Genomic DNA, 13,507 nt, shown 5'->3' with positions numbered 1-13,507 from the left:
TTCAAAGCGTTTTCGCTTTTCTGTGAAGAGGACGGTCATTTTATCGTTTTAAGCCTCAGTGTCAAGCACTTATTCGAAACTTAATTTCTAAACCATCCTGACTAACCTGATTGCGAATCCCTTATGGGATGGGCTCTCCGTGTCAGTGAGGTCGCATTATAGAGAGTTCGATCACATTGGCAAGTTCTTTTTTACTATTATTTTGATTTTATGTTTTTATGGTTAAAGTCCGTACAAACCAATACTAAATTAGCTTTATCACCCCATTTAATTAACACTAAATTATCATTTTCAAGGGATATCATATGAATTCATCATTACGTAGCTATAAATCAACCTTTCCTACTATTGGCTTACGCTCTTATATAGATTCATCAAGTATTTTAATTGGAGATATCAATATTGGTGATGATTGCAGTGTTTGGCCTTTAGTTGTAGCTCGAGGTGATGTGAATTCAATAGTAATAGGACAACGAACCAATATCCAAGATGGTTCCATCTTACATGTCACACATAAAAATCCAGAAAACCCGAAAGGAGCCCCATTACTTATTGGAGATGACGTAACTATTGGTCACAAAGTTATGCTTCATGGGTGTGAAATAAAGGATCGTGTTCTTGTTGGTATGGGAAGCATCATTTTAGATAATGCTATTATTGAATCGGATGTCATGATTGGAGCTGGTAGCTTAATTCCACCCAATAAAATATTAAAGAGTGGCTACCTTTATATAGGTAGCCCGGTAAAACAAGTAAGATCGTTATCAACTGATGAAATTGGCTTTCTAAAAAAATCAGCGATGAATTACGTTTCATTTAAAAATAGTTATATAAAAGAGGAAGCTATTTAATCTCAACTTCCCCAGAAGCATTGAACTCTTCATCTTCAATCAATGCTTCTGCATGTTCCTCTATATCAAAACGATATTCCTCAAAAATACGCAAAGCATCAAGCTCATTTGTTATTGTTTCTCCACTTTCTGACGCAAGCCATGAAACAAAGACAAGACATGGTATTAAATTACCCATTTGTTGAGCATATAAAATAATACATTGCTTTTCAGGGTTCCATTGTTGCCCATCAGAAAAGAGAATTGATTGATTCATTACATACCTTCTAAATTTTTGCGAAGTTCTCGTAGTATTTGTTTGCTGCTAGGACGTAATCCTCTCCATACAGTAAAGCTTTCCGCAGCTTGCCCAACTAACATTCCTAATCCATCATAAGCTTGGTATACATCATTATCTAATGCCCATTGATTAAAGACCGTTTTACCTTTGCCATACATCATGTCATAGCTGATACTGCCTTTAGAAAAAATCACTGGACTAATATTAGGTAACTCTCCAGATAAACTGGCAGACGTTGAATTAATTATCACATCAAACGATCGTGTCACGTCACTCATGCAAACCGCCTCTACAGCACCATACGCTGAAAATATTTCAGCTAGTGCTTCTGCTTTTTCATAAGTGCGATTAACTACGGTAATAGAAGAGGGGTTTTGTTTTAATAAGGGAAGAAGTACACCTCGTGCTGCCCCTCCTGCTCCAATTAATAAGATACGCTTATCTTGAAGTGGTACCTGATATTGCAGTAAGTCTTGAACTAATCCTTCACCGTCCGTGTTATCACCCAGAATAATTCCATCATCCAGCTTTTTTAGCGTATTAACCGCACCAGCCAATTTTGCTCTATCTGTTAATTGATCGGCAAATTGAAATGCTTCTTCTTTAAAGGGTACGGTAATATTACAGCCTTTACCCCCATTAGAAAAAAAATGAGTTACCGAATTAAGAAAGCCATCCACTGGAGCCTCAATAGCAACATATTCCAAAGGTTGTATTGTTTGACGAGCGAATAATGTATGAATAAAAGGAGATTTGCTTTGCTTAATGGGATGACCAAAGACTGCATACTTATCCATGAGTGATTCCTTTCAATGATTAAAGTTAAACTGAACCAACCTTACCTGAAAGAAATAGTAGATGCATTAGCCTTGGCGTAATGTCTCTCCAGTTTTTGCATCACGGATTTCTGTTGGTTGAGTTCGGTTGCCAATTTCGCCTTGAAAAACCACCACGCCTAAATCACCTAGCTGCTCTTCAACTTCTAAAACCGTTCGGCAAGGTTCATAACCTGAAAGATTTGCACTAGTTGACGTAATCGGCTTCCCAAACGCAGAACAAATAGCTTTAACTTGAGGGTGATCTGAGACTCTAACGGCAATACTATCAAACTGGCCAGTCACTAAAGGTAACGTGTTCTTATTAACAGGGACAATCCAAGTTACAGGACCCGGCCAAGTGAATTTAATTCTATTAATTTGATCATTATTTAATTGCGCTAAATCAATATAAGGAAGCAATTGCTCAATAGAGGCCGCAATTAAAATCAACCCTTTTTCTCGCGGGCGTTGTTTCACTTTTAATAATTGATGGAGGGCAAATTCATTATCCGGATCACAGCCAACACCAAAAACCCCCTCCGTAGGATAGGCAATTACATCACCGTTATTTAAGGCTTTTACGACTTGATCTAGATTCTTCACTCTTGCACCATTATTAACTCTATTAATCGCTCTATTCTATTCATAAGACGAAATCAAACAACCGCTTTCCATTTTTCAATTGTGAATAATCGTTAATAACTTGTACTTTTCCTGACGCAAACGTTTTCCTTCCTATTAAATAACCGTATAATGCTGCCAACTTTTTATATATTGCCATTATCTTTATCCAAGGAGTTCACAATGAAAGTCGGTATTATCATGGGTTCGAAATCAGATTGGCCAACAATGAAACTAGCCGCTGAAATGCTTGAGCGTTTTAATGTTCCTTACGAAACCAAAGTGGTCTCTGCTCATAGAACTCCACAATTACTTGCTGATTATGCAACTCAAGCAAAAGATCGCGGTATCAAAGTTATTATTGCAGGTGCTGGTGGTGCAGCTCACCTCCCAGGCATGGCAGCTGCATTTACGAGTATTCCTGTTTTAGGCGTCCCTGTTCAATCAAAAGCATTAAAAGGGATAGACTCTCTACTTTCTATCGTTCAAATGCCAAAGGGGATCGCTGTAGGTACACTCGCGATTGGTGAGGCTGGCGCTGCAAATGCAGGTATCCTCGCAGCTCAAATCATTGGTACATCAAATGAAGCAGTAATGGCAGCAGTAGAAGCTTTCCGTAAAGAACAAACAGATACTGTCTTAGCAAATCCAGATCCATCAGAGGATTAATGATGAAAGTTCTTGTACTCGGTTCTGGTCAACTCGCTCGCATGATGTCTTTAGCGAGTGCTCCACTAAATATCGACATTATCGCTTATGATGTGAACAACAACAAAATTGTACACCCATTAACGCAACAGGTCATGGATACGACTTTAGAGCAAACAATTAATAGCGTAGATGTTATTACCGCAGAATTTGAACACATTCCTTACGACATCTTAGATATTTGCAGTCAAAGTGGTAAGTTTCAGCCAACCCCCGAAGCCATTAAAGCTGGCGGCGATCGTCGTATTGAGAAAACACTACTTGATAATGCCAATGTGGCCAATGCAACACACCATATAATTACAACTAAGCAAGACTTCTTAGACTCAATTAGTAGCGTAGGTCTTCCTATGGTGTTAAAAAGTGCTCTAGGTGGGTACGACGGAAAAGGGCAATGGCGCTTAAAGGAAGCTTCTCAAATTGATCATATTTGGGAAGAAATGAATGAACTAATTCAGAGCACACCAAATCAAGCCATCGTTGCTGAGCAATTTATTCCGTTTAATCGCGAAGTTTCTTTAATTGGTGCCCGTAATAAGAATGGCGATATAGTGACATACCCATTAACAGAGAACGTTCATGTTAATGGTGTATTAGCGTTATCTACCGCATTAGAAGGAACAAGCTTATTACAGCAACAAGCTGATGACATGTTCTCTGCAATCGTGAATGAACTTGATTATATTGGCGTACTTGCTATTGAGTTTTTTGATGTAGATGGTCAACTGCTTGTTAATGAAATTGCACCTAGAGTACATAACTCTGGCCATTGGACCCAACAGGGAACCGATGTATGTCAATTTGAAATGCATATTCGTGCAGTATGTGATTTACCATTAGTCGGAGCAGAATTGATTCGTTCAACCGCCATGATTAATATCTTAGGTGAAGACTCCTTACCGAAAAAACTCCTCACTATGCCTCATTGCCATATTCACTGGTATGGCAAAGAAAAACGTGTTGGTAGGAAGATGGGACATATAAATGTATGTGCATCATCACCAGAGGCTTTAGAAAAAGAATTAATGGCACTCTCTGAATTATTAGATAAAAACGCATTTCAAGTATTATCAAAATAAACAGATACACCTCAATAGAATAGAGCATTCATCAATGCTCTATTTTTTTATATCTTGTACCACACTGCACTTTTTATCTGCACAAACCAATTTTAAACCTGTTGCCATTTCTTTTCTTAGCAACAACTCAAAACCACATTGCTGACATATGCCTTTTTCTGGCGCAAAATTAACAACAAAACGACAAACAGGATAAGCATCACAAGCATAGAAAGTCTTACCAAAACGAGACTGTTTCTCATGCAAAGATCCAGAATGACAACTAGGGCAAGCCAATAGCTCTTTAGGTTCTTCTTTTTTCTGTTCTAACGATTCAATATGAGAACACTCTGGGTATGAAGAACACCCTATAAACATTCCATATCGGCCTTGTCGTAAAACAAGTTCACTGTCACATTCAGGGCAGGGAATACCAAGCTCTTTAACTACATGACCGTCATTACTTTTAAGAGGGCGAATATAATCGCACTCAGGGTAATTACCACAACCTAAAAACGGACCACGCTTACCATAACGAATGGCAAGTTCACCACTGCATTGTGGGCAAGATTCATGATCTAATGCATGTTCATGCGCTTGAAACAGTTGCTTGTTTATTTTACCTGACATTCATTAACCTTAATGAGTCATACCTGTATCTGAAGTATAAAGTAACTCTTCCATCTGGGTATACGCACTTTCTTGTCCTGGTACATTAAATAGCACCATTAAGATAACCCACTTCAGATCATCAAGAGAAAGATCTTCCGTTTCTAACGTCATGACTTGTTCAATGACCATTTCACGAGTTTCACACGTTAATACTTTAATTTGCTCAAGGAACAATAAGAACCCACGGCAAACCGTATCAATACCATCAATTTCTTGCTGAGTATAAATTCGCATGGCCGTCGACGTACTCTTAGCAATATGCTCATGAGAGTCAGTTTCTTGTAAATGAGCAAGGTCTTCTAACCAATCAAGCGCTTTATATATCGCCTCTTGGTGAAACCCTGCTTTTAGTAATTCGTCTTCTAGTTTTTCTTGATCTACTGTTAATTCGATATCGCTATGGATATACGTTTCAAATAGATACATCAGAACATCCATCATGATTAGCCCCTCCGCTTTTTAATGTAACCCCCTGGGACTGCAGTGATGAAACCTTGCAACTCTAATTCAAGTAATTGCATCATGATTTCATATACAGGCGTCTGACATCGCTCTGCTATTATATCAACAGGCGTCGCCTCTATGCCTACGGTAGCGAACACTTTGGGAAATGGCAATTGTTCTGTGACAACTTCTTGCTCAAAAAGCGAAGGTTGATGAGAGATTGCACAATAGGTTAATGCTCCGATCTCTTCAAAAATGTCTTCCGGTGACGAAACCAGCTTTGCACCGGCTTTAATTAAAGAATTAGAACCTTGAGCTGTAGGGTTATGTATTGATCCCGGTAAAGCAAACACCTCTCGCCCTTGCTCATTCGCATACCTTGCAGTAATCAAAGAACCAGAACGTTCAGCCGCTTCCACAACGAGTACCCCGGTAGATAACCCACTAATAATGCGATTTCGACGAGGAAAATTGTCCGCTCGTGGGGGAGAATCTGGCCTAAACTCAGAAACTAAAGCCCCATTATGAATCACACGATCAGCCAGCGTTCTGTGTTTTGCTGGATATACCTTGTTTAACCCTGAACCAAGTACTGCAATAGTTTGTCCTTTCGCTTCAATCGCCCCATGATGGGCGTATCCATCAACCCCAAGAGCTAAACCACTAGTAACGACATAATTATGCTGCACAATGGAAGCCGCAAATTGCTTCGCACATTCTAAACCTTCTAGGCTAGCATTACGGCTACCGACAATAGCCACTTGAGGTTCAGATAGCGCCAAAACATCACCTTTAACAAATAATACTGGCGGCGGGGCGCTTATTTCAGATAATAACTTCGGATAGCGAGGATCAGATAACGTTAAAATGGTATTAAGAGAATCTCCATCTTCCCACAATAAGCATTTATCTACTTCTTCATGATTCACAGCCTGGATGTAAGCAATTTGCGCACAAGAAAGCCCTATCGATTGCAATTTATCCTTATCGTACTTTACAATATTTTCAACAGAATCAATGGCAAGTAGGCGAGACATTACCTTCCCACCAATTCGAGGACAAAAGCACAGAGTTAACCATGCAGATAAGTGTTTATCTGAGTTAAACATCAATCCCTCTATTTTGTCTGTGGTGAGGTCACAATCATTCGCTTATGAATAGGCGTTTCACTGCGAGTTATTAACGCTAAACTAAATGATTCATAAGGACGAATCACTATCAGCTCTCCAACCACCGTTTCTGGTAACTGAATACTCTTTTTATTGTTTTCGTCATCATAATGATATTCACCTTTATCTCCTTTTACTGCGTACCCTTTTTCTTTTAATGCGAACATACTTCCTTGTTGTAACCCGTCATTTGTCCCTTTATCTATCACCGCCACTTGATTAACCGCCAAATAGTCTCCGCCATCAATAGAACCCAATAATGAAGCCTTACTATTTGTTGGTGCGGGCAACGGATAAAACGTAGTGGTTAGTGATAAGTTACTCTTACCGTCTAACGGTAAAACAATGTCATTTATCGTGATTTCTTGTTGTTGTTTAAGGACTCTCAATCCACTAAATTCTTCCGTGCTGTCTACCAATTCTGCAGTACCTATCGATTTCAGTGCGTACGCTTTTTCTTTATTATCTCTACGTTTAAATTCATTAATTACGCGATAAATACCCCATTCCTTATGTGAAAGTTCACCATCAACATAAATTCGCTCATTTGAACTAAGAAACTTACGTCCGTCACTCGTACCCAACACTCGATAAGCCGCTCGATAATTAACATCATCAATTAAACGATCTGATTTTAAATAGGGGACAACTAAACTAGGCGCTAACGTCGGAACCGCTTCTTTTTCTATGATCCGAGTTTTGGGTGATAATTTTTGCAACGGCTTAAGACTTAAAACAGGGTTTCCGTTATGCCAACTTAAGCTCAACTTATCTCCGGGATAAATTAAATGAGGATTATTGATACCAGGGTTAATTTTCCATAGCTTTGGCCAAAACCAAGGGTTATCAAGAAAGAGAGCGGATATATCCCATAACGTATCCCCTTTTTCTACGGTATACGTGTCAGGGTAATCCTTTTTTAACATCAACTTATCTTCGTTAGAAAAAGACAGTGGAGATAGCGTTATAGTGGTGAATAGTGAGGTTAATATCAGCATTTTTTTAAACATGGTCCGCTTTCCTTGTCAGACATTCGAACCGATGCTGTCATTTGCTTAATAAAATGTCTAGAATTGGAGCTATTAGGTTTATGCCGTTTTCGGCGCAGTTCAATATTTAGAGTAATTATGGCCGTATTAGAAGTATTAACGTTCCCGGACGACCGTCTACGCACCGTAGCAAAACCGGTAAAAACAGTAACACCTGAAATCCAAACATTCATCGATGACATGATTGAAACCATGTATGACGAAGAAGGCATTGGCCTTGCTGCAACGCAAGTCGATTTCCATCAACGTATCGTGGTTATCGATGTATCAGAGACACGCGATGAACCAATGGTATTAATCAATCCTGTTATTACACAAAAAAGTGGTGATGACGGTATAGAAGAAGGTTGTTTATCTGTTCCTGGCGCAAAAGGAATGGTTCCTCGTTCTGCTGAAGTGTCAGTAACGGCATTGGATCGTGATGGAAATGAATTTAGCTTTGATGCTGATGATTTACTAGCAATCTGCGTGCAACACGAATTAGATCACCTTGAAGGTAAATTATTCGTTGATTACTTGTCGCCATTAAAGCGCAAACGCATCAAAGAGAAGCTAGAAAAAATCAAAAAATTCAACGAAAAAAATTAGTCATGATGACCGAGGTTAACTTGAACAAACCCTTACGCATTATATTTGCAGGTACGCCTGATTTCGCGGCTCGCCATTTAGCAGCTCTACTTGATTCTCATCACGAGATTATTGGTGTTTATACACAGCCAGATCGCCCTGCGGGTCGAGGGAAGAAACTCACGGCAAGTCCTGTGAAAGAATTGGCACTAAAACATGCGATTCCAGTTTTCCAACCAGAGAACTTTAAAAGCGATGACGCGAAACAAGAATTAGCTGACCAAAATGCAGATTTAATGGTTGTGGTTGCTTATGGTTTATTATTACCACAAGCAGTGCTTGATACACCAAAACTCGGTTGTATTAATGTTCACGGCTCTATTTTACCTCGCTGGCGTGGTGCCGCTCCTATCCAACGTTCAATTTGGGCTGGCGACGCAGAAACTGGCGTGACAATTATGCAAATGGACATCGGTTTAGATACTGGTGACATGCTAAATATCACCACTCTGCCAATAGAAGCGACCGATACAAGCGCATCGATGTACAACAAACTTGCAGAGCTTGGTCCTATTGCTTTAGTTAATTGCTTATCAGATATTGCAAACGGCAATGCCCTTGCAGAAAAACAAAATGATGAAAAAGCCAACTACGCAAAAAAATTAAGTAAAGAAGAAGCTAAAATCGATTGGACAATGGATGCAGAGACGATTGAACGTTGTGTTCGAGCGTTTAATCCTTGGCCGATGAGTCACTTCTCTGTGGACGATAAGGCCATCAAAGTATGGGAGTCCCGTGTTGAAACCTACGAAGGTGATGCAACGCCTGGTACGATCATTCAGGCAGATAAAACCGGTATTTATGTAGCAACAAGCTCAAATGCGATCGTATTTGAACAATTGCAAGTACCCGGAAAGAAAGCAATGGGCGTTCAAGATATTTTGAATTCTCGTAAAGAATGGTTCGAAGTGGGTAATACACTGAACTAACTCTTCAAAACATAAAAAAGGTGGCATAATCGCCACCTTACTTTTTAAATGGCAAATATCGTATTTGCCATTTTATTTTGCCAATCATATTTAGGTGATGACATGAACGTTCGTGCTGCGGCAGCCAAAGTTATTTATCAAGTTGTCGATCAGGGTCATTCTCTCTCTTCAGCGCTTCCAAAGGCTCAATCTGAGATCAAACCTCGTGACCAAGCCTTATTGCAAGAAATTTGCTACGGCGTACTGCGCTTTCTTCCTCGTTTAGAGTCGGTTGCTCAATCCTTAATGGATAAACCATTAAAAGGAAAGCAACGTGTTTTCCATCATCTGATCCTAGTTGGTATTTATCAACTTAGTTTCATGCGTATTCCTGCACACGCTGCGGTAGGCGAAACCGTTGAAGGCACTAAAAACCTAAAAGGTCCAAAACTGCGTGGTTTGATCAACGGTGTACTTCGAAGCTACCAACGTAGCCAAGAAGAATTAGATGCAAAATCAATCAGTCACGATTCAGGTAAATACGGTCACCCTGGTTGGTTGCTAAAAATGCTAAAAGAAGCGTACTCAACACAATGGGAATCGATTGTTGAAGCAAACAACAGCAAAGCACCTATGTGGTTACGAGTTAATAGCCAACACCACACTCGTGATGAATACATTGCATTACTTGAAAAAGAAGAGATTGCAGTAACCCCTCACAGCCAAGCAACAGACGCTTTGTTATTAGATAAAGCGCGTGATGTATTTACATTGCCAGGCTTCGAAAAAGGGTGGGTATCCGTACAAGATGCCGCTGCACAGCTATCTGTTGAGTATCTACAACCACAAGATGGTGAGCTGATTTTAGATTGCTGTGCCGCTCCAGGTGGTAAAACAGCGCACATTCTAGAGCGCACTAAAAACACAAACGTTGTCGCTATTGATTGTGATGAAACTCGCTTAACCCGTGTTTACGAAAATCTAGAACGTTTAAACCTTGAAGCTAAAGTGATTTGTGGCGATGCTCGTCACCCTGAAGAATGGTGGCAAGGTGAACAATTTGATCGCATTTTATTAGATGCACCTTGTTCTGCAACCGGAGTTATCCGCCGCCACCCAGATATTAAATGGCTACGTCGTTCAGAAGACATCAAGGCACTTGCAGAATTACAAAGTGAAATCTTTGATGCAATGTGGCTACAACTAAAATCAGGCGGCACCATGGTGTATGCAACTTGCTCAATCACACCACAAGAAAACTGTGATCAAGTAAAAGCCTTTTTAGAACGTACTGAAAACGCGTCTCTAGTGGATAATACAGACCCAGCAAAACCTGGACGTCAAATTCTTCCTGGTGAAGAAAATATGGATGGCTTCTATTACGCCGTTCTACAAAAAGCATAATCGACTCACGAGCGAGCAATCGGTATGAAAATTATAATCTTAGGTGCAGGGCAGGTTGGTGGCACATTAGCTGAAAACTTGGTGGGCGAAAACAACGATATTACCGTTGTAGATAAAAGCTCAGAGCGATTACGTGAGCTGCAAGATAAGTATGACTTACGCGTTGTTCAAGGGTTTGCTAGCCATCCTGATACTTTGAGAGAAGCAGGGGCACAAGATGCAGACATGTTGGTTGCTGTCACCAACTCTGACGAAACGAATATGATCGCTTGTCAGATCGCATTTACCTTATTTAATACACCAAACCGTATTGCTCGTATTCGTTCACCAGAATACTTAAAAGAAAAAGAACGTTTATTCCAATCTGATGCAATTCCTGTGGATCACTTAATTGCTCCTGAAGAATTGGTTACCGGTTATATTGAACGTTTGATTGAATACCCAGGGGCACTGCAAGTGGCTAGCTTTGCCGAAAAGAAGGTCAGCTTAGTTGCGGTAAAAGCCTACTATGGAGGCCCATTGGTTGGTAATGCGTTATCAGCGCTTCGCGACCACATGCCTCATATTGATACTCGCGTAGCCGCTATTTTCCGTCAAGGACGTCCCATTCGTCCGCAAGGAACAACCGTTATTGAAGCGGATGATGAGGTTTTCTTTGTTGCGGCAAGTAATCATATTCGTTCTGTAATGAGTGAATTACAACGCCTTGAACGACCATATAAACGCATAATGATCGTTGGTGGCGGTAATATTGGAGCCGGTTTAGCAAAACGTTTAGAACAGAATTACAGCGTAAAACTGATCGAACGTAATTTAAAACGTGCAGAGCAATTATCCGAATTACTCGAAGAAAGTATCGTTTTTTGTGGCGATGCGGCAGATCAAGAGTTGCTCAGTGAAGAACACATCGACCAAGTGGATGTCTTTATCGCCGTAACCAATGAAGATGAAGCGAATATTATGTCTGCCATGCTCGCCAAGCGCATGGGAGCCAAAAAAGTAATGGTACTGATCCAACGCAGTGCTTACGTCGATTTAGTTCAAGGTGGAGTGATCGATGTTGCTATTTCTCCACAACAAGCAACCATCTCAGCCTTACTAACCCATGTTCGTCGTGCTGATATCGTCAATGTATCCTCTCTTCGTCGTGGTGCTGCAGAAGCGATAGAAGCCATTGCGCATGGTGACGAAACAACCTCTAAGGTCGTCGGGAAAGAAGTACAAAATATTAAACTCCCCCCGGGTACCACCATTGGTGCCATCGTTCGTGGCGAAGAAGTTTTGATCGCTCACGATAAAACCGTGATAGAACAGGATGATCACGTTGTTATGTTCCTAGTGGATAAAAAATACGTTCAGGATGTTGAACGCCTATTCCAACCGAGCCCGTTCTTTCTGTAATTATGGTCAATTATAAACCGATCTTATTTGTTATAGGGCTTGTGCTGTCTAAGCTAGCCCTATTCATGTATATCCCAACTCTTGTTGCTCTTTTTACTGGTACAGCTGGCTTTATTGAGTTTGCACAAGCGGTTGCTATTACTCACATAGTAGCATTTGCTTGTTTAACTTTTGGTCGCAGTAAACAGTTTAAAATGAGCGTTCGGGATATGTTCCTTATCACGACACTAGTCTGGACGATTGCCAGTGCCTTTGCTGCCCTGCCTTTTGTCTTCATCAACCACATCAGTTTTACTGACGCGTACTTTGAAACAATGTCAGGTATTACAACGACAGGTTCGACTGTTCTCAGTGGTCTTGATGAGATGGCTCCAAGTATTCTATTGTGGCGATCGACGTTGCAGTGGTTAGGTGGCGTTGGCTTTATCGTAATGGCAGTGGCCGTACTTCCAATGCTGAATGTCGGTGGTATGAGGCTTTTCCAAACGGAGTCCTCCGACTGGTCAGATAAAAGTGCTCCTCGAACTAAATATGTCGCAAAATACATTGTAAACGTGTACTTAACCTTAACTTTACTTTGTTTTCTAAGTTATCTCGTTACTGGTATGACACCGTTCGAAGCCATAAACCATGCCTTCACTACGCTATCGACAGGAGGGTACTCTACCTCTGATAGCTCAATGAATCGCTTCTCCAATAGCACCCATTGGGTTGCAGCCTTCTTTATGTTTACCGGCGGTTTACCGTTTTTACTTTTTATCCAAGTATTGAAAAAACGAGATCCAAAAGTCCTATTTAAAGATGCCCAAGTTATTGGTTATCTCAAACTCATATTGATCACTAGCTTATCGGTAGCCGCGTGGTTGGTTTATCATAATGACTATGAAATTATGGATGCATTGCGAGTGTCCGTATTTAACATCATTTCAGTGATTACGACGACGGGATTTGGTTTAGATGACTTTACCGCTTGGGGCGCATTCCCAGCAATTATCTTTGCTTTTGTTATGATGGCGGGCGCATGTTCAGGATCAACGGCTGGTGGGATAAAAATATTCCGTTTTCAAATAGCAGCAACCATGTTGAAAAAACAAATGATGAAGCTAATTCATCCATCCGGTATTTTTGTTCAACGTTATAACGGACGACAAGTTACTGATGATATCGCACGCTCTGTCGTTGCTTTGGTTTTTACTTTTTTCTTAACCATCATCGTTATCTCTGCATTGTTAGGCAGTCTAGGACTTGACCCAATAACGAGCATAACAAGTGCCGTCACGGCAGTTGCCAACGTAGGTCCCGGAATGGGGCATATTGTCGGGCCAACAGGTAACTTTTCGACCTTACCTGATGCGGCTAAATGGATATTAAGTATTGGAATGCTAATGGGCCGACTAGAAATATTAACGGTATTGGTTCTTTTCTTCCCTGCTTTTTGGAAAGGGTAAGTGCGCATTCAACTCAATACAAAAATGGCGCTAGGATCTCTTTATAAAC

At 40.5% G+C, this 13,507-nt stretch carries 15 protein-coding genes; 8 read left to right on the top strand and 7 right to left on the bottom strand.

Features of this window, described 5'->3' with window-relative positions; translation table 11 throughout:
- The first annotated feature begins 305 nt into the window (after positions 1 to 305).
- Positions 306 to 851, top strand: a complete 546-nt coding sequence (locus A6E04_RS16915; RefSeq protein WP_023604467.1) for a gamma carbonic anhydrase family protein — start codon at positions 306 to 308, stop codon at positions 849 to 851.
- Here the strand turns inward: A6E04_RS16915 and A6E04_RS16910 are convergent.
- From A6E04_RS16910 to tsaC, 3 genes are all read right to left on the bottom strand, one after another.
- Positions 844 to 1,107: a DUF1488 family protein gene (locus tag A6E04_RS16910; protein WP_065611940.1), complete on the bottom strand. Its 264-nt coding sequence runs from the start codon at positions 1,105 to 1,107 to the stop codon at positions 844 to 846. The two genes, A6E04_RS16915 and A6E04_RS16910, sit on opposite strands and share 8 nt — an antisense overlap.
- Positions 1,107 to 1,928: a shikimate dehydrogenase gene (gene aroE, locus A6E04_RS16905; protein ID WP_065611939.1), complete on the bottom strand. Its 822-nt coding sequence runs from the start codon at positions 1,926 to 1,928 to the stop codon at positions 1,107 to 1,109. Before aroE ends, A6E04_RS16910 begins: the two co-directional genes overlap by 1 nt.
- A 66-nt stretch (positions 1,929 to 1,994) precedes the next feature.
- Entirely contained in the window at positions 1,995 to 2,552 is a 558-nt protein-coding gene (gene tsaC, locus A6E04_RS16900; RefSeq protein WP_017023516.1) for an L-threonylcarbamoyladenylate synthase type 1 TsaC, read from the bottom strand.
- A 201-nt stretch (positions 2,553 to 2,753) separates the two neighbouring features.
- Here tsaC and purE point away from each other — a divergent pair, with 201 nt between their 5' ends.
- Both purE and A6E04_RS16890 read left to right on the top strand, forming a co-directional pair.
- Positions 2,754 to 3,239, top strand: a complete 486-nt coding sequence (gene purE / locus A6E04_RS16895) for a 5-(carboxyamino)imidazole ribonucleotide mutase (RefSeq protein ID WP_023604464.1) — start codon at positions 2,754 to 2,756, stop codon at positions 3,237 to 3,239.
- A 2-nt stretch (positions 3,240 to 3,241) separates the two neighbouring features.
- Positions 3,242 to 4,357, top strand: coding sequence for a 5-(carboxyamino)imidazole ribonucleotide synthase (locus A6E04_RS16890; RefSeq protein ID WP_023604463.1), 1,116 nt, complete (start codon positions 3,242 to 3,244; stop codon positions 4,355 to 4,357).
- A gap of 39 nt (positions 4,358 to 4,396) precedes the next feature.
- Here the strand turns inward: A6E04_RS16890 and A6E04_RS16885 are convergent, their stop codons facing one another.
- From A6E04_RS16885 to A6E04_RS16870, 4 genes are read right to left on the bottom strand one after another with little or no spacing between them, the layout of a single operon-like run.
- On the bottom strand, positions 4,397 to 4,966 hold the full coding sequence (locus A6E04_RS16885) for a DNA topoisomerase family protein (RefSeq protein WP_023604462.1): 570 nt from the start codon (positions 4,964 to 4,966) through the stop codon (positions 4,397 to 4,399).
- Between the two features lie 9 nt (positions 4,967 to 4,975).
- Positions 4,976 to 5,449: a DUF494 family protein gene (locus A6E04_RS16880; RefSeq protein ID WP_012548974.1), complete on the bottom strand. Its 474-nt coding sequence runs from the start codon at positions 5,447 to 5,449 to the stop codon at positions 4,976 to 4,978.
- A gap of 2 nt (positions 5,450 to 5,451) precedes the next feature.
- Positions 5,452 to 6,561 carry a DNA-processing protein DprA gene (gene dprA, locus A6E04_RS16875; RefSeq protein ID WP_065611938.1) on the bottom strand — a complete coding sequence of 370 codons (1,110 nt, stop codon included), beginning with the start codon at positions 6,559 to 6,561 and terminating at the stop codon, positions 5,452 to 5,454.
- An 8-nt stretch (positions 6,562 to 6,569) separates the two neighbouring features.
- Positions 6,570 to 7,631, bottom strand: a complete 1,062-nt coding sequence (locus A6E04_RS16870; protein ID WP_065611937.1) for a LysM peptidoglycan-binding domain-containing protein — start codon at positions 7,629 to 7,631, stop codon at positions 6,570 to 6,572.
- 117 nt (positions 7,632 to 7,748) lie between these two features.
- Here A6E04_RS16870 and def point away from each other — a divergent pair, with 117 nt between their 5' ends.
- From def to A6E04_RS16845, 5 genes are all read left to right on the top strand, one after another.
- Complete coding sequence (gene def / locus A6E04_RS16865) at positions 7,749 to 8,258, top strand: peptide deformylase (RefSeq protein WP_012548971.1); 510 nt, start codon at positions 7,749 to 7,751, stop codon at positions 8,256 to 8,258.
- 20 nt (positions 8,259 to 8,278) lie between these two features.
- A complete protein-coding gene (gene fmt / locus A6E04_RS16860; protein WP_026025619.1) occupies positions 8,279 to 9,226 on the top strand; it encodes a methionyl-tRNA formyltransferase in 948 nt (315 codons plus the stop codon).
- A gap of 102 nt (positions 9,227 to 9,328) precedes the next feature.
- Positions 9,329 to 10,609 carry a 16S rRNA (cytosine(967)-C(5))-methyltransferase RsmB gene (gene rsmB / locus A6E04_RS21215; protein ID WP_065611945.1) on the top strand — a complete coding sequence of 427 codons (1,281 nt, stop codon included), beginning with the start codon at positions 9,329 to 9,331 and terminating at the stop codon, positions 10,607 to 10,609.
- A gap of 24 nt (positions 10,610 to 10,633) precedes the next feature.
- The gene (gene trkA / locus A6E04_RS21210; protein ID WP_012548968.1) at positions 10,634 to 12,010 is read left to right on the top strand and encodes a Trk system potassium transporter TrkA; all 1,377 of its coding nucleotides are present in this window, start codon (positions 10,634 to 10,636) and stop codon (positions 12,008 to 12,010) included.
- A gap of 2 nt (positions 12,011 to 12,012) precedes the next feature.
- Positions 12,013 to 13,458, top strand: a complete 1,446-nt coding sequence (locus A6E04_RS16845) for a TrkH family potassium uptake protein (RefSeq protein ID WP_023604457.1) — start codon at positions 12,013 to 12,015, stop codon at positions 13,456 to 13,458.
- The last annotated feature ends 49 nt before the right edge of the window (positions 13,459 to 13,507 follow it).

This window comes from Aliivibrio logei (assembly GCF_001691055.1).
GTDB lineage: Bacteria > Pseudomonadota > Gammaproteobacteria > Enterobacterales > Vibrionaceae > Aliivibrio > Aliivibrio salmonicida.
Note: the sequence above shows the minus strand (reverse complement) of the source record. Positions and strands in the feature narration are given on the sequence as shown.